Below are 16,148 nucleotides of genomic sequence, written 5' to 3'. Positions count from 1 at the left end.
CCCGTCAGTGAATCCCCACGTCGGCCAGCGCCGCCTTCTGCTTGGCGGAGAGCTTCACCGGGAAGTACAGGTAGCAGACGCCACCCGTCCCGGAGACGACCTTGCCCGCGGCGTTCTTGCGCTTGGTCCTGAGCCAGATGTTCTCCCACTCGCGCCGCTTGTAGACCCGGCGCACCGCCGTGTTGCTGGGCGACGCCGGATCGTTGGCGATCACGTCTCCCTTCGACGTGAACCCGATCACCGTCATCAGGTGGCCCGCCGTGCCGTAACCGGCGCCCGTCAGCTCCTCCTTGAGGAACGACTGGGACGTTATGGCCGGGATGCCCGCGGCGATCAGTGACTCCAGTTCGGTGAGTGAGGTGAGGCGGGTGACGACGCCCTGGAGGTCCTTGTACGTCGACGCGTAGGCCGCGTTGAAGGGCCAGTTGCCGCAGCCCTCGTACTGGTAGTCGAAGGTGTAGCGGGCCGCGTGGCACACCTGGGGGTCGGCGTAGGACGGGTCGACCCAGGCGAGGTCGGCGGGGGTCGGTTTGCGGCCCCAGGACTCGATGATCATCTGCGAGGAGGTGGGACTGCACCAGGCCTCGCCGCCGTTGTCGTACTCCGGATACTGCCCGGCGTGGGTCTCCTGGGAGTAGCGCGGGACCTTCAGCTCCTTGGTGAGCTTCGGCTTGGACGCCGGGACGGTGAAGCGGTCGGGGACGGCGGACGCCATCGCGCCGAGCCGCCACACGGTGGGGGTCACCGTGGCGTCCGGCTTGCGGTACAGGGTCAGGCGCAGGCGGTACGAGGCCAGGCGCAGGCCCGTCGTCGTGTCGTTGATGGAGAAGGTGTCCGTCCAGATGCTCGACTTGTTGTCGCTCTGGCCGTCGACCGACGTGCGGCGGATGTCCTTCTCCAAGTCGTCGCCCGAGGTCCAGCGGCCGAGGACGTACCAGGGAGTCTTCGCCTTGTCCGAGTACGTTCCCTGGAGCTCCACCTGGAGCCACGTCCCGGTGGGCGTGCGGGCGTTCCAGGAGGCGACGACCTCCGTGGCGGGGACGTCCGGACGGTGCACGGGCGAGGTCCACTGGGCGTACTCCCAGGTGGCGGTCTTGCCGGTGTGCGGATCGGCGTAGTCGGTGCGGCCCGCCGCCTCGGCGATCTCCACGCCGGGGCGGGCGCCGGACACGGCACGGGTGCCGTTCGCGGTACCCGCGCTCCAGTCGGCGTGCGAGACCCAGAAGCGGTTGCTCACCGGCCGTTTCGCGCGCGCGGCGCCTTGGCGGCCGCCCGCGGCGAGCGCGGGGCTCACCGTGGCGGCCACCGCTGCCACGGCCGCGGCAGCGGAGAGGACGGTTCTGCGGGACATGTCATCAGCTCGGTCCATGGCGGGACCCCCAGTCGACGTGGGTTCCGGACGGATCCGGAAGGGGCAGGTCAGATGCACGGCGGTAGGCCAACTATGGCTGCTCCACGCCGACTTCTGCCAGCGCTGTGACCACCACCGCGTCCGCCAATATTGGCCTCGACCACTGGCGTGAGCAGGGATGGCGCGCGGAATGGACAATTCCGCACCCGTACGCTGGATGCGCCGCGCCCGTACGCTGGACGCGATGACCGCACACGCCACTCCCCTGCCCCGTGTCGCCGAGGACCTGCTGCGCCTGCCGCCCTCCTGCGGCCCCGTCCGCCTCGTCGCCGTGGACGGACACGCGGGCTCCGGCAAGTCGACCTTCGCCGACCGCCTCGCCGAGGCCCTGGGCGGCGCGCCCGTCCTGCGGCTCGACGACATCGCGAGCCACGACGAGCTGTTCGGCTGGACGGACCGGATGAGACAGCAGGTCATCCTGCCGCTCTCGCGCGGCGAAGCGGCGCGCTATGAGACGTACGACTGGCACGCTCGCCGCTTCGGACCCGCGACCCGCACCCTGCCGCCCGCGCCCGTGGTCCTCATCGAGGGCGTCGGCGCGGGCCGCCGCGCGTTGCGCCCGTTCCTCGCGCGGCTGCTGTGGATGGAGTTGCCCCGCGAAGAGGCCTGGGGACGGGGGCGCCATCGGGACGGGGCGGTCCAGAGCGACTTCTGGGACGGATGGGAACCCGCGGAGCGCCGGCACTTCGCGGAAGACCCTTCACGACCTTTTGCTCAGTCTTTGGTGCGACAGTGCCGCAAGGGATATGAGGTGCTACAGGGCCCGAATGAGACGGATACACAGCGTCAGTCCGTCACACAGAGTGAGGGACCAGAGGCAGTGTGCTGAACCTGCGGAAAGCGACTTCCGGAAGTTCTGGCGAGTTTCCATGAGTGCCTCAACTCGGCTTGACCGAGGGCCCTTACAGGACTTACGTTCTCAATGTGCGGCCTTTCGAGACCGCCCGCAGACTCGAAGCCCCCGGTTGTTCCCCCGTGATCGGGGGCTTCGTTCTGCCCTCCGGCCCCACATTCCGGGCGCCGTGAGCCGTCTTTTGCTCACCCTCGGTGACGACGAGGTCCCCCCTCACCTGCCCGATCCCGCAGTGCGGCACCCTACGGCCGAGCACTCCCTCGCAGGTACGATGCCTTTCGGTGCGACTTACGGACGGCTGCTCTGCGCACCGGTTCAACGTCCGTCCGCAGCACGGCGGTTCAGCGAAGTTGCCGACGGACACCGGTCCGGCGGTACACAAACGGGGGCACGGTTTGTGGGGGACGTGATGGACTTCGACGCGGTGGGCTCACCCGCCCCGGCCGACCTCGCCTGGCTGAGGGGCGTCGACGCCTACACGATGGGCGCCTATCCGCAGGCGGAGGAGGAGTTCCGGGCGGCGGTGCGGATGGATCCGGGGATGGCCGACGGCTGGCTCGGACTGCACGCGCTGCGCATCGACACGACGACGGCGCTGCTCCGGATGTTCCAGCACCGGGACAGGTTCGGGGAACAGCGCACCCGGCACGGGCGCACGCTCAACTCCTGGTACTGGCTCGGCTGGTGGGTCCAGCCCGTCCTGGAGAGCACGCGCGATCTGCTGCTCGCGCACGCCTCGCACTGGCTGGACGGACGCCACGTCCCTGAGCTCGACCGGGCGTTGGCCGGTCTGCCGCCGGTCGACGCGGATCCGCAGGTGCGGTTCCTGCACGCCTGCCGCTCCTACCTGGTCAAGGACTGGGAACAGTTGGTCCGGCACACGGACTCGCTGATCGACGACGCGATGCTGGGCATCGAGGCCGGCCTCTTCGGCGGCATGGCCCGCGTACGCCTGGAGATGTACGGCCAGGCCGAGCCGCTCCTGTCCGCCGCGCTGATGCGCTGTCGCAGCGAGCAGCCGCAGCGCAAGGAACTGCGCTACTGGCTCGCCCGCGCGCACGAGGGCACGGGCCGCTCGGCTGCGGCCCTGCCGCTCTACCGCGCGGTGCACCGCGTCGATCCCTCCTTCATGGACACCTCCGCGCGGCTCGCCGCGATCTCGGAGGGCGACGGGTACGACGAGGTCACCGACCTGGCGGCGATCGCCCTGACCGGCTTCGGGCAGGACGCGATGGAGGGACCCGACGGGATCGATCCGCTCTTCGGCACCGAAGGCCGTGATCTGAAGGTCACCGAGCCCGACCTGCCCGCGGGAGGCGGCCCCTCCGAGTCCGACTCCGTGCGCGAGAAGGCCGTGATCCCCGTCCAGCCAGGACCGCGGCTGCCGCCGGGCCCCACCGATCCCGCGCTCCTGGAGGCCGCCCTGGCCGAACTGGAGGGGATGGTCGGCCTCGAACCGGTGAAGCGCCAGGTCAAGGCGCTCTCCGCACAGCTGAACATGGCTCGTCTGCGGGCCGCGCAGGGGTTGCCCGTACAACCGCCGAAACGACACTTCGTTTTCTCCGGCCCCTCCGGCACCGGCAAGACCACGGTGGCCCGGATCCTGGGAAGGGCGTTCTACGCCCTGGGCCTGCTCGGCGGCGACCATCTGGTGGAGGCGCAGCGCGCGGACCTGGTCGGCGAGTACCTGGGCCAGACCGCCGTGAAGGCCAATGAGCTGATCGACTCGGCGATCGGCGGCGTCCTCTTCGTCGACGAGGCGTACTCCCTCTCCAACTCGGGCTACGGCAAGGGCGACGCGTACGGCGACGAGGCCCTCCAGGTGCTGCTCAAGCGCGCCGAGGACAACCGCGACCACCTGGTGGTGATCCTCGCGGGCTACCCCGAGGGCATGGACCGTCTCCTTGCCGCCAACCCCGGACTGTCGTCACGCTTCACGACCCGCGTGGACTTCCCCTCGTATCGCCCCCTGGAGCTCACCTCCATCGGCGAGGTCCTGGCCGACGAGAACGGCGACGTGTGGGACGAGGAGGCCCTTGACGAGCTGCGTTCCATCAGTGGGCATGTCGTCGACCAGGCGTGGATCGACGAGCTCGGCAACGGCCGCTTCCTGCGCACGCTCTACGAGAAGAGCTGCGCCTACCGCGACCTGCGGCTCACCGGCTATCCCGGCGATCCGAGCCGTGACGACTTGTCGACTCTGCGGCTCCCGGACCTGATGCAGGCGTACGGCGAGGTGCTGTCGGGGCGGGGGCCGCAGGACCCGCCGAGGGTCTGAGGCTCCCCGCCCCGGCCGCTCACACCAGGGCGCCGTCCCTGGTCTTCTCGGGCTTCCGGGGCGCCGAGATCCGGTGCGCCGGGTCGCGGACCTCGCCGACCAGGAGCTCCAGTACGTCCTCGAGGGCGACGAGGCCGAGCACCTTGCCCGACGCGTCGGCGACCTGCGCCAGATGCGTCGCGGCGCGGCGCATCACCGTCAGGGCGTCGTCCAGGGGGAGTTCGGCGCGCAGCGTCGTCATCGCGCGCCAGACCTGCTGCGGCACCGCGCGGTCCGTCTCTTCGAGGTCAAGTACGTCCTTCACGTGCAGGTAGCCCATGAAGGCGCCGTTCTCCGCGCGCACCGGGAAACGGGAGAAGCCGGTGCGCCCGGTGAGCTCGATGACCTGCTCGGGGGTGACCGACGCGCCCACGGTGACCAGGGACGCCCGGTCGAGCAGCACGTCCGTCACCGGGCGCGAGCCCAGCTCCAGGGCGTCCTCAAGGCGCTCCTGCTCCTCGGGTTCGAGCAGTCCCGCCTGGCCCGAGTCGCCGACGAGCCGGTTGAGCTGCTCGCTGGTGAAGACGGCCTCGACCTCGTCCTTGGGCTCGACCCCGAAGAGCTTCAGGACGAGCCGTGCGCACGCCCCGAGCGCCACCGTGACCGGACGGCAGAGGCGGGCGAAGGCGACGAGGCCGGGGCTGAACCAGAGCGCGGTCTTCTCCGGGGCGGCCATCGCGAGGTTCTTGGGGACCATCTCGCCGACGACGAGGTGGAGGAAGACCACCACGGCGAGCGCGATGGCGTACCCGAGCGGATGGATCGCCCCCTCGGGGATGTGCGCCGCCTCGAAGACGGGCTCCAGGAGATGCGCGACGGTGGGCTCGGCGACCGCGCCGAGCGTCAACGAGCACATGGTGATGCCGAACTGGGCGGCCGCCATCATCTGCGGCAGGTGTTCGAGGCCGTAGAGGACCTGGCGGGCCCGCTTGGTGCCGAGCGGCTCGATCTGGCTGCGGCGCACGGAGACGAGCGCGAACTCGGCCCCCACGAAGAAGCCGTTGGCGAGGACGAGGAGGAGGGCGAGCAGGAGTTGGAGCAGACTCATCGGGCGGCCTCCGCCACGCTCATGGCCTCTGTGGCCTCTGTGGCTTGCGGGGCATCCGTGGCTTGTCGGTTGTCCGTGGCTTGTGGGTCATCCGTGGCTTGCGGGGCCCGTACGAGCCGTACCCGCTCGGCGCGGTAGTGGTCCACCTGGCGCACCGCGAGCCGCCAGCCCGGGAGTTCGGCCCGGTCGCCGGGGACGGGGATGCGGCCGAGCAGATCGGCGACGAGTCCGGCCACGGTCTCGTAGGGCCCCTCGGGGACGTCGAGTCCTATCCGCTGGAGTGTGTCGACGCGGCAGCTGCCGTCGGCGTCCCACGCGGGTCGGCCGTCCTCGGCCGGCGCCACGGCGAGTTCGGGCAGGTCGAGGAGGTCGTGCTCGTCACGGACCTCGCCGACGAGCTCCTCGACGATGTCCTCCAGGGTGACCACGCCTGCGGTGCCGCCGTACTCGTCGACGACGACGGCTATCGGCTGCTGGCTGCGCAGCCGCTCCAGGAGCTGCCGCACGGGCAGGGTCTCCGGGACCAGGAGCGGCGTCTGGGCGATGCGGCTCACGGGCGCTCTCAGGCGCTCGTGGGCGGGGACCGCGAGGGCGTCCTTGAGGTGCACCATGCCGACGATCTCGTCGATGCGCTCGCGGTAGACGGGGAAACGCGAGAGCCCGGTGGCGCGGGTCAGGTTCACCACGTCCTCGGCGGTCGCCGACGTCTGCAGCGCGCTGACCTTCACCCGCGGGGTCATGACGTGCTGCGCGGTCAGCTCGCCGAGGGAGAGCGTGCGGACGAACAGCTCCGCGGTGTCCTGTTCGAGGGTGCCCGCCTGCGCCGAGTGCCGGGCGAGTGAGACCAGTTCGCCGGGGGTGCGGGCCGAGGCCAGCTCATCGGCGGGCTCGACGCCGAACAGCCGGACGAGCCGGTTGGCCGTGGTGTTCAGGAGGGAGATCACGGGCCTGAAGAGGCGCGAGAACACATGCTGCGGGCCCGCGACGAACCGCGCGACCTGGAGCGGCTTGGAGACCGCCCAGTTCTTCGGGACCAGCTCGCCGATCACCATCTGCACGGCGGACGCGAGGAGCATGCCGACAACCACGGAGACGCCCGGTACGGCGCCTTTGGGAAGGCCGGTCGCCGTGAAGGGGCCCGCGAGCAGATGCGCGAGGGCCGGTTCGGCGAGCATGCCGACCACGAGTGAGGTGATGGTGATGCCGAGCTGGGTGCCGGAGAGCTGGAAGGACAGCTCCTTGAGGGCGCCGACGACCGTACGGGCCCGTCGGTCGCCGTCGGCGGCGGCCTTCTCGGCGTCCGGGCGCTCGACGGTGACGAGCCCGAACTCGGCGGCCACGAAGAAGCCGTTGGCGAGAATCAGCAGGAATGCCGCCCCGAGAAGCAGCAGGGAGGTGGTCATGCCGCCGCCTCCCTGGTCTGACCTGTCCCGGTGTGTCGGGAGGGGGCGGCGCATGTACTACAGGACGAACCGTCCATCGCCGGAGGGAGTCACTCCTCGGGTAGCAGGAGCCCCTGTGGACCGGGCGGGCCCGACAGAGGCGGGGCGGCACACCATGCGTGCCCCGCCACCAGATTAATCAAGACCCGGCCATAAACGTCAGCCCTGCGGGGCGCGGGCCTCGGCGAGGGCACGCAGCGCACGGGCGTCGCTGATGGCCCGCTGCTTGGCGATGCCCGGCTGGATGCCCATGACGGGGAGGCTGGTGCCGTCACTGAGGTTGAGGAACACCCACGGGTCGCCCGGGCGCAGGTTGACCTGCACGATCTCGGCCCAGTCGAGGCGCCTACTGGTCGCGATGTTGACGACCGTCACACCGGATTCCTCGGCGACGACCTTGGGCCTGCTCAGGAGCGCGAGCACACCGAAGAGCAGCGCCCCGGTGAAGATGAAGCTGATCCGCTCCCCCGTGCTGAGGCCCGGGATGAGCTGGGAGATCACCGTGAGGACCACGAGGATCGCGGCGCCCGCGATGAGCAGCACGGCCCTGGTCCGGCCGGGCCGGAAGGTGACGGGCAGGGCGGGGGTGTCGGTCTGGTCGGTCTGGTCTGTCATCGCCGGGGTCTCCTGCCGGGTCATCAGAGGCGGCAGGCGTGGATGGCCGTGGTCAGGATGGCCCGCGCCCCGATGGCGTACAGGTCGTCCATGATCCGCTGGGCCTCCTTGGCCGGGACCATGGAGCGGACGGCGACCCAGCCCTCGTTGTGCAGGGGCGAGATCGTCGGCGACTCGAGGCCCGGGGTGAGGGCGACGGCCTGCTCCAGGTGCTCGGCACGGCAGTCGTAGTCCATCATCACGTACGCCCGGGCGACCAGGACGCCCTGCAGGCGGCGCAGGAACTGCTGCACCTTCGGGTCGTCGGTGTCCGCGCCGGTGCGCCGGATGACGACCGCCTCGGACTTCATGATCGGCTCGCCGAACACTTCGAGGCCCGCGTTGCGCAGCGAGGTGCCGGTCTCCACGACGTCCGCGATGACCTGGGCGACGCCCAGCTCGATGGCGGTCTCGACGGCGCCGTCCAGGTGGACCACGGAGGCGTCGACGCCGCTGTCCGCGAGGTGCTTGGCGACGATGCCCTCGTACGAGGTGGCGACGGTCTTGCCCGCGAGGTCCGCGATGGTGTTCGCGACGCCGGGCTTCCCGGCGAAGCGGAAGGTGGAGCGTGCGAAGCCGAGCGGCAGGATCGTCTCGGCGTTCGCGCCGGAGTCGATCAGGAGGTCCTGGCCGGTGATGCCGATGTCGAGCTTGCCGGCCGAGACATAGATCGCGATGTCCTTGGGCCGGAGGTAGAAGAACTCGACTTCGTTGTCCGGGTCGACGAGGACGAGCTCCTTGGACTCCTTGCGCTGCTGGTATCCGGCCTCATGGAGCATCGCCGACGCAGGTCCGGACAGTGAACCCTTGTTCGGGACGGCGATGCGCAGCATGAGGACGGATTCCTTCGCGTTGAGGGGAGTTGGGGTACGGCGGGCGTACGGCTACGGCTCAGAGGTGGGCGTACACGTCGTCGAGGGAGATGCCGCGGGCGACCATCATCACCTGCACGTGGTAGAGGAGCTGGGAGATCTCCTCGGCGGCGGCTTCCTTGCCCTCGTGCTCGGCGGCCATCCAGACTTCGGCGGCCTCCTCGACGACCTTCTTGCCGATGGCGTGGACGCCCTTCTCGACGAGCTCGGCGGTGCGCGACGTGGCGGGGTCGCCGTTGGCGGCCTTGTGTTGGAGCTCGGTGAAGAGCTCCTCGAAAGTCTTCTTGGACATGATGGCGCTTACTTTACGCGGCTTCCCCGCTCCGTTCACCGCCAGGGTTCGGAGATCGTACGCAGCGTGGTCGCGGTGGCGACGGCGGCGGTGACCGCCTCGTGCCCCTTGTCCTCGTGCGAGCCCTCGATGCCCGCCCTGTCCAGGGCCTGCTCCTCGGTGTCGGTGGTGAGGACACCGAATCCGATGGGCACCCCGGTGTCCACCGAGACCTGGGTCAGGCCCTGGGTGACGCCCTGGCACACGTACTCGAAATGCGGGGTTCCGCCGCGGATGACGACGCCGAGCGCGACGATCGCGTCGTAGCCGCGTCCCGCGAGGACCTTGGCGACGACCGGCAGCTCGAAGCTGCCGGGCACGCGCAGGACGGTGGGCTCGTCGATGCCGAGCTCGTGCAGGGCGCGCAGGGCGCCGTCGACGAGGCCGTCCATGACCTTCTCGTGCCACTGGGCGGCGATCACCGCGACCCGCAGGTCTCCGCAGTTCTTCACGCTCAGTTCGGGTGCACCTTTGCCGCTCACGCGCTTCTCCTGGTTCTTGGTTCTCGTGTGCCGGTACTTACTGGTTGCCGCAGGCGGACACCTCAGGGGTGTCGAGCCAGGGCAGGTCGTGCCCCATCCGGTCCCGCTTGGTGCGCAGGTAGCGGAGGTTGTGCTCGCCCGCCTGGACCGGCATCGGCTCGCGTCCGGTGACCTTCAGGCCGTGCCGGATCACCGCGTCGGTCTTGTCGGGGTTGTTCGTCATCAGGCGCACGCTGCGGACGCCGAGGTCGTCCAGGATCCGCGCGCCCGCTCCGTAGTCCCGGGCGTCGGCGGGCAGGCCGAGTTCCAGGTTGGCGTCCAGGGTGTCGCTGCCGCGCTCCTGGAGCTCGTAGGCGCGCAGCTTGGAAAGGAGGCCGATGCCGCGCCCCTCGTGGCCACGGAGGTACACCACGATGCCGCGTCCCTCGTCGGTGATGCGCCGCATCGACGCTTCGAGCTGCGGGCCGCAGTCGCAGCGCAGGGAGTGGAAGACGTCGCCGGTCAGGCACTCGGAGTGGATGCGGACCAGGACGTCGTCGCCCTCGCCGATCTCGCCGTGGACGAGGGCGACGTGCTCGACGCCGTCGACGGTGGAGCGGTAGCCGTACGCCGTGAACTCGCCGAAGGCGGTCGGCAGGCGGACCTCGGCCTCGCGGCGGACCGTCGGCTCTGAGCCGCTGCGGTAGGCGATCAGGTCCTCGATGGAGATGATCGTCAGGCCGTGCTTGCGGGCGAACGGGATCAGCTCCGGCAGACGGAGCATCGTGCCGTCCTCGCCCGCGATCTCGACGATGGCCCCCGCGGGGCGCAGACCGGCGAGCCGGGCCAGGTCGACCGCGGCCTCCGTGTGGCCGTTGCGCACCAGGACGCCGCCCGACTTGGCGCGCAGCGGGAAGATGTGGCCGGGGCGTACGAAGTCGGTGTGCTGGTACGTGCCCGACGCGAGCATCCGGAGCGTCGTGGCGCGGTCCGCGGCCGAGATGCCGGTGGTGACGCCGTGCGCGCCGCTCGCGTCGACGGAGACCGTGAAGGCCGTCCGCATCGACTCGGTGTTGTTCTCGACCATCTGCGGGAGCTGGAGGCGGTCGAGCTCGTCGCCCTCCATGGGTGCGCAGATCAGGCCGCGGCACTCGCTCATCATGAAGGCGATGATCTCGGGCGTCGCCTTCTCGGCCGCGATGACGAGGTCGCCCTCGTTCTCGCGGTCCTCGTCGTCGACGACCACGACGGGCCGTCCGGCGGCGATGTCGCGGATGGCCGCCTCGACGGGGTCGAGGGCGAGGTCCGAGGCGTCTTCTTCGTGACCCGTGCTGTACCAAACAGGTGCCGCAGTCATGCCGGGGCTCCTTCCATGACGGGCTGCGAGGACGCGGTGCGCGACCGCAGCCACCAGTCGCGCATGCCCCACAGGACGAGCGCGAGGTAGATGACGTACACGAGGCCGGAGAAGGCCAGACCACTGCTGAACGCGAGCGGGACGCCGACCACGTCGACGAGGAGCCAGGCGAACCAGAACTCGACGAGCCCCCGGGCCTGGGCGACCATCGCGGCGAGCGTGCCGACGAAGATGTAGGCGTCGGGCCAGGGGTTCCAGGACAGGTCGGGTACGGCGGCGAACAGGGCGCCGACCGCGAGCGTGCCGACGGCCGTGCCGCCGAGCAGCACCCCGCGCTCCTTCCAGGTCGCGAACCGGACGGCGATGGAGCCGTCCTGCGCCTGCTGCTTGCCGTTGGTCCACAGACGCCAGCCCCACAGGGCCACGCCGATGACGAGCAGCTGCTTGCCGACACCGCCGGAGAGGTGGGCGGAGGCGTAGGCGCCGACGAGGATGACGCCGGAGAGGAACTGGGCGGGCCAGGTCCATATGGAGCGCCGCCAGCCGAGCGCGAGGGCGATCAGGCCGACGGTGTTGCCCACCATGTCGGACCAGATCACGTGCTGCCCGAAGGCCGTGAAGGCTTCGGAGTTGAGCCAGTTCACTTCGTGGCCTCCTGAACGGGAGCGGCAGCCGGAGCAGCGGGGGTGACGCGGTCGCCGAGCATCCGCTCGACGTACTTCGCGATGATGTCCACCTCGAGGTTGACCGGGTCGCCCGGCTGCTTGATGCCGAGCGTGGTCAGGGCGAGGGTGGTGGGGATGAGGCTGATGGTGAAGTAGTCGTCTCCGGCGTCGACGACCGTGAGGCTGACGCCGTCGACGGTGATGGAGCCCTTCTCCACCACGTAGCGGGAGAGGTCCGCGGGGAGCGAGATCTTGACGATCTCCCAGTTCTCGGAGGGCTTGCGGTCGACGACGGTGCCGACGGAGTCGACGTGTCCCTGCACGATGTGTCCGCCCAGGCGGTCGCCCACGGCGGTGGGCCGCTCCAGGTTGACCCGCGATCCTGCCGCGAGCGCGCCGAGGCTGGACCGGTTCAGGGTCTCGGCCATCACATCGGCGGTGAACTCCGCGCCCTCGTGCTCCACGACCGTCAGACAGACGCCGTTGACCGCGATGGAGTCGCCGTGCTTCGCGCCGTCGGTGACGACGGGGCCACGGACGCGGAAGCGCGATGCGTCGTCCAGGTTCTCGACGGCGGTGATCTCGCCCAGCTCTTCGACGATTCCGGTGAACACTTCAGTGCTCCTTCGCTACGAGGGTCGCGGTGACGCGCAGATCGGGGCCGATGCGGACGGTCTCGCTCACGTCGAGCCGCAACGCTTCGGTGATGGTCTTGATTCCGCCGCCGGTGAGAGCTGCGGGGCCCGCGCCGAGCAGGACGGGGGCGAGATAGGCGATGACGCGGTCGACGGCGCCCGCGGCGACGAAGGCTCCGGCGAGCGTCGGTCCGCCTTCGAGGAGCACGGAACGCACCCCGCGCGTGTGGAGCTCGTCGAGGAGGGCCGGGATGTCCAACCCGCCGTCCGCGCGCGGGAGTCGCACCGTCTCGGCGCCGCCTTCCGGGGTGACGTTCTCGGCGACGGCGATGAGCGTGGGTGCCGCGTCGTCCAGGACGCGGGCGCCGGGCTCCACCGCGGTGCCGTTCGTGTCGACGACGACGCGCAGCGGCTGTACGGCGCCTTCGACGCCCCGCACGGCGAGGTGCGGGTCGTCGGCGCGCTGGGTGCCGGAGCCGACCACCACCGCGTCGCACTCGGCGCGCAGCCGGTGGACGTCGGCGCGGGCCTGGGAGGAGGTGATCCAGCGGCTGCTGCCGTCGGCTGCGGCGATACGGCCGTCGAGCGACGCGGCGTACTTCCAGGTGACGTGCGGGCGGCCGAGCCGCACGGACGTCAGCCAGGCGGCGTTGCCCGCCGCGGCCTCGTCCGCCAGGAGGCCCGATCGCACGTCGACTCCGGCGGTACGCAGTCGCTGCGCTCCCCCGGTGGCGGCGGGGTTCGGGTCGCCGACCGCGTAGACGACGCGGGCGATCCCGGCGTCGATGAGCGCCTGGGCGCAGGGGCCGGTGCGTCCGGTGTGGTTACAGGGTTCGAGGGTGACCAGTGCGGTGGCGCCGCGGGCCTGTTCGCCGGCCGCGCGCAGGGCGTGGACCTCGGCGTGCGGGCCGCCCGCGCGCTGGTGGTAGCCCTCGCCGACGGTCTCTCCGGAGGCGTTGATGATCACGCATCCGACGACCGGGTTGGGGCTCGTGGCGCCGAGACCGAGCGATGCGAGCTCGACGGCGCGACGCATGGCCGCGTGCTCGGGCTCGTTCGCTGCTACTGCGGCTGCGGTGGCCACCGGGTCCTCCTGCCTCAAGGGGCACGGACTCCGGGGCCTGTCGATGACGACAGAATGTACGGACTGCGACACCGGGAGCGACGCCGGAAACGAGACCTCTCCCTGGAAACCCGGAAACCGGGTATCCCAAAAACAAGCCACTCGGCGACGAACACGAATGCCCGCCCGCCGCGCACTGCCTCCCATCCGGACTTTCACCGTCGGTCCAGGAATTTCACCTGGTCAACCGGCCGCTGGAAGCGGTCGGGTCGCGGACTATAACCGCCGGTTCGGAATTACACCGACCCCGGAGTGCGCTGCTTTTGGTACAGAGCCAGTCTGCCACGCCTGATCGGCGCCCATGCGGGCAAGCCCCTGTGGCCTGGCTCACAGCGGCCGGGTGGCGGCCCGGTCAGTGGCGTGGCCCGAAAAGCTCGTCCTGTGCCGCGTCCCGTGCGGCGAGCAGCGCGCCCCGCAGTACGGCGGCTCCGCCGAGGGCGCTCGCCCTGATCTCCGTGTGCAGCGGCGACATCGCGGTGACGCGCTTCATCACCCGGGCGGCGAGTACGTCGCCGCCCGCACGGCCCACCTCGCCGCCCAGGACCACGCAGCCGGGGTCGAGGATCGCGGCCATGGCGGCGGCGCCGACGGCGATCCGGTCGGCGGCCGCGTCGAGGAAGGCCTCATGTCCGGTCTCGACGGCGTGGCGGACCACGTCGGCGGCGCTCGCGCCCGGCTCCAGGACCCTGTGTGCGGCGCCGAGCTCACACAGCGCGGCGGCGCCGACCAGCGAGTGGAGGCCGCCCTCGCAGGCGGTGGCGGACGGCAGCATGTCCGTACCGGGCACCGGCAGGAAACCGATCTCCCCCGCGCCGCCCGACGCCCCGCGGCGCAGTTTCCCGTCGAGTACGACGGCGGCGCCGACGCCCTCACCGAGCCAGAGGAGCACGAAGGTGTCGCGGTCGTGGGCGGCGCCGTCGCGCTGTTCGGCGCGGGCGGCGAGGTTGGTCTCGTTCTCCACGAGCACGCGTGCCGGGAGCCGCTCCTGGAGGGCGCCCGCGAGTCCTCGGTGCCAGGCGGGCAGCGAGGTGGTGTCGCGCAGTTCCCCGGTGGCGGGGTCGATGAGGCCGGGCGCGCCGATCCCCACGGTGTGCAGCCGCCGGACGCCGCCGTCCCGTGCGGTGCGCTCGACGAGGGCGACGGCCCGCTCGACGGCGGGTCCGGTGCCGCTGTCGCCGCCGATGGGCGCGGAGGCCTCGGCGAGCACCGCGCCGAGCAGGTCGGTGACGACCACGGAGACGCCTTCGGTGCGTACGTCGAGCGCGGCGAGGTGAGCCCGGTCGGCGACGATCCCGTACAGCCGGGCGTTGGGCCCGCGGCGCTGGGCACCCGCCTCCCCCACGACCGCGATCAGGCCGGAGCCCTGGAGGCGCTCGACCAGGTCGGCGACCGAGGGCCTCGACAGGCCGGTCAGCTGCTTCAACTGGTTGGCCGTCAGCGGTCCTTCGCGCTGCAGAAGCCCCAGGGCGAGCCGGTCGTTGATGGCCCGGGCGGTGCTCGGTGATGCGGGCATGCCGGGATCCTTCCATAAACCTGCTAACTATCAGGCAGGGTTCCTGATAGTTTACGTCGCCGTAGCGGGACGGTACCTCGGGAGGGGCGGAGCATCGATGAGTGAAGTGGTCCTTGACGCAAGGCAGTTGAAGCGGGCGCGGTACGCCGTGGCCGCCGTTTTCTGTGTGCACGGCGCCGTCACCGGCTCCTTCGCGACACGCGTGCCCTGGATCCAGGAGCACGCGGGGCTCAGCGCGGGGCTCCTCGGCCTCGCCCTCGCCTTCCCCGCGATCGGCGCCTCCCTCGCGATGCCGCTCGCGGGCTGGGTCAGCCACCGCTTCGGCGCGCGGACGGCGCTGCGCGGCCTTCTCGCCCTGTGGACGATGGCCCTGATCCTGCCCTCGCTGGCGCCGAATCTGCTGACCCTCTGCCTCGCCCTGGCCGTGTACGGCGCGACGGCGGGCATGTCGGATGTGGCGATGAACGCCCTCGGTGTCGAGGTCGAGACCCGCATGAAGAGGTCGATCATGTCGGGCCTGCACGGCATGTGGAGCGTCGGCGCCCTGATCGGCTCCGCGGCCGGCACGGTCGCCGCCCACCTGGGCGCGGACGCCCGCCTGCATCACGCGCTCGCCGCCGTGGCGCTCACCGCGATCGGCCTCGTCGCCTGCCAGGGCGTGCTCGATCTGCAGGCGGCGCCCGAGGAAGTGGCGCCGCCACGGTTCTCGCTGCCGCCCAAGTCGGCGCTCCTGATCGGTGCGGTCGGCTTCTGCGCGGTCTTCGCCGAGGGCGCGAGCCTGGACTGGTCGGCGGTCTATCTGCGGGACGTCCTTGACACGTCGGCCGGTGTCGCCGCCGCGTCCACCACCGGCTTCACGCTCACCATGGCGATCGCGCGGCTCGCGGGCGACGCGGTGGTCAACCGCTTCGGCTCGGTCCGCACGGTGCGCGTGGGCGGCGTGGTCGCGGCGCTCGGTGGCCTTCTCGTGGTGGTGGCGCCACATCCGGCGATCGCCATGTGCGGGTTCGCGATGCTCGGGCTCGGCATCGCGGTCGTGGTGCCCCTCGCGTTCGCGGCGGCCGGGCGCAGCGGCCCGAATCCGAGCCAGGCCATCGCGGGCGTCGCCACCATCACGTACACATCGGGCCTGATCGCCCCGTCGGCGATCGGCACGCTCGCCGACGCGACGAGCCTGGTGGTCTCCTTCGGCCTGGTGACGGTGCTCGCCTGCGGGCTCGCGGTGTTCGCGGGGGTCCTGCGTACGGAGGGCGGCAAGGCCACGGCGGTCGAGCACGCGGACGCGGCGGCGCCCGGCCCGCGCCCCTGAGCCCGCCGCCGCATCCGCCCCGACGGGTAGCCGAACTTACGCGGCACTAACATTGCGCTGATCTTTCAGGTCATTCTCACGGGTCGTTCCCGGACACGGGCCATACCCCGACACGGGTCAGCCCCGGTCACGGGGCATACCCACAGCTCGGCGCATA

At 71.0% G+C, this 16,148-nt stretch carries 15 protein-coding genes and 1 riboswitch; of the genes, 3 read left to right on the top strand and 12 right to left on the bottom strand.

Annotated features, from left to right (window positions below; translation table 11 throughout):
* Positions 1-4: 4 nt before the first annotated feature.
* Positions 5-1,369 carry a peptidase C39 family protein gene (locus ACZ5CR_RS09755; protein WP_468855419.1) on the bottom strand — a complete coding sequence of 455 codons (1,365 nt, stop codon included), beginning with the start codon at positions 1,367-1,369 and terminating at the stop codon, positions 5-7.
* Positions 1,370-1,595: 226 nt separating this feature from the next.
* Here ACZ5CR_RS09755 and ACZ5CR_RS09750 point away from each other — a divergent pair, with 226 nt between their 5' ends.
* Positions 1,596-2,240 (top strand): uridine kinase family protein, encoded by a 645-nt coding sequence (locus ACZ5CR_RS09750; protein ID WP_468855533.1) that lies wholly within the window; start codon positions 1,596-1,598, stop codon positions 2,238-2,240.
* A 433-nt stretch (positions 2,241-2,673) separates the two neighbouring features.
* A complete protein-coding gene (locus ACZ5CR_RS09745; protein WP_468855417.1) occupies positions 2,674-4,542 on the top strand; it encodes an AAA family ATPase in 1,869 nt (622 codons plus the stop codon).
* A 19-nt stretch (positions 4,543-4,561) separates the two neighbouring features.
* Here ACZ5CR_RS09745 and ACZ5CR_RS09740 read toward each other — a convergent pair whose 3' ends face one another.
* The 11 genes from ACZ5CR_RS09740 to ACZ5CR_RS09690 all read right to left on the bottom strand — a co-directional run bounded on the left by ACZ5CR_RS09740 (position 4,562) and on the right by ACZ5CR_RS09690 (position 14,682).
* Positions 4,562-5,629, bottom strand: a complete 1,068-nt coding sequence (locus ACZ5CR_RS09740; protein WP_468855415.1) for a hemolysin family protein — start codon at positions 5,627-5,629, stop codon at positions 4,562-4,564.
* Positions 5,626-7,032, bottom strand: a complete 1,407-nt coding sequence (locus ACZ5CR_RS09735) for a hemolysin family protein (protein WP_468855413.1) — start codon at positions 7,030-7,032, stop codon at positions 5,626-5,628. The genes ACZ5CR_RS09740 and ACZ5CR_RS09735 overlap by 4 nt, the downstream gene beginning before the upstream one ends.
* A gap of 198 nt (positions 7,033-7,230) precedes the next feature.
* The gene (locus tag ACZ5CR_RS09730; protein WP_468855410.1) at positions 7,231-7,686 is read right to left on the bottom strand and encodes a PH domain-containing protein; all 456 of its coding nucleotides are present in this window, start codon (positions 7,684-7,686) and stop codon (positions 7,231-7,233) included.
* 23 nt (positions 7,687-7,709) lie between these two features.
* On the bottom strand, positions 7,710-8,558 hold the full coding sequence (gene hisG / locus ACZ5CR_RS09725) for an ATP phosphoribosyltransferase (RefSeq protein WP_468855407.1): 849 nt from the start codon (positions 8,556-8,558) through the stop codon (positions 7,710-7,712).
* A 58-nt stretch (positions 8,559-8,616) separates the two neighbouring features.
* On the bottom strand, positions 8,617-8,889 hold the full coding sequence (locus tag ACZ5CR_RS09720) for a phosphoribosyl-ATP diphosphatase (RefSeq protein WP_389914694.1): 273 nt from the start codon (positions 8,887-8,889) through the stop codon (positions 8,617-8,619).
* Positions 8,890-8,924: 35 nt separating this feature from the next.
* Positions 8,925-9,410 (bottom strand): 6,7-dimethyl-8-ribityllumazine synthase, encoded by a 486-nt coding sequence (gene ribH / locus ACZ5CR_RS09715; protein ID WP_468855405.1) that lies wholly within the window; start codon positions 9,408-9,410, stop codon positions 8,925-8,927.
* 37 nt (positions 9,411-9,447) lie between these two features.
* Positions 9,448-10,746 carry a bifunctional 3,4-dihydroxy-2-butanone-4-phosphate synthase/GTP cyclohydrolase II gene (locus ACZ5CR_RS09710; RefSeq protein ID WP_468855403.1) on the bottom strand — a complete coding sequence of 433 codons (1,299 nt, stop codon included), beginning with the start codon at positions 10,744-10,746 and terminating at the stop codon, positions 9,448-9,450.
* On the bottom strand, positions 10,743-11,330 hold the full coding sequence (locus ACZ5CR_RS09705) for a nicotinamide mononucleotide transporter family protein (RefSeq protein WP_389914900.1): 588 nt from the start codon (positions 11,328-11,330) through the stop codon (positions 10,743-10,745). Before ACZ5CR_RS09705 ends, ACZ5CR_RS09710 begins: the two co-directional genes overlap by 4 nt.
* 56 nt (positions 11,331-11,386) lie before the next feature.
* A complete protein-coding gene (locus tag ACZ5CR_RS09700) occupies positions 11,387-12,025 on the bottom strand; it encodes a riboflavin synthase (protein WP_468855402.1) in 639 nt (212 codons plus the stop codon).
* 1 nt (position 12,026) lies between these two features.
* Positions 12,027-13,082 (bottom strand): bifunctional diaminohydroxyphosphoribosylaminopyrimidine deaminase/5-amino-6-(5-phosphoribosylamino)uracil reductase RibD, encoded by a 1,056-nt coding sequence (gene ribD / locus ACZ5CR_RS09695; protein WP_468855531.1) that lies wholly within the window; start codon positions 13,080-13,082, stop codon positions 12,027-12,029.
* Between the two features lie 216 nt (positions 13,083-13,298).
* Positions 13,299-13,429: riboswitch (FMN riboswitch) on the bottom strand.
* A gap of 92 nt (positions 13,430-13,521) precedes the next feature.
* A complete protein-coding gene (locus ACZ5CR_RS09690) occupies positions 13,522-14,682 on the bottom strand; it encodes an ROK family transcriptional regulator (protein ID WP_468855400.1) in 1,161 nt (386 codons plus the stop codon).
* 97 nt (positions 14,683-14,779) lie between these two features.
* Between ACZ5CR_RS09690 and ACZ5CR_RS09685 the strand changes: the two genes are divergently transcribed.
* On the top strand, positions 14,780-15,991 hold the full coding sequence (locus ACZ5CR_RS09685; RefSeq protein ID WP_468855397.1) for an MFS transporter: 1,212 nt from the start codon (positions 14,780-14,782) through the stop codon (positions 15,989-15,991).
* The last annotated feature ends 157 nt before the right edge of the window (positions 15,992-16,148 follow it).

It is taken from the genome of Streptomyces sp. NPDC031274, assembly GCF_055570235.1.
This window is presented reverse-complemented; position numbering and strand designations above follow the sequence as displayed.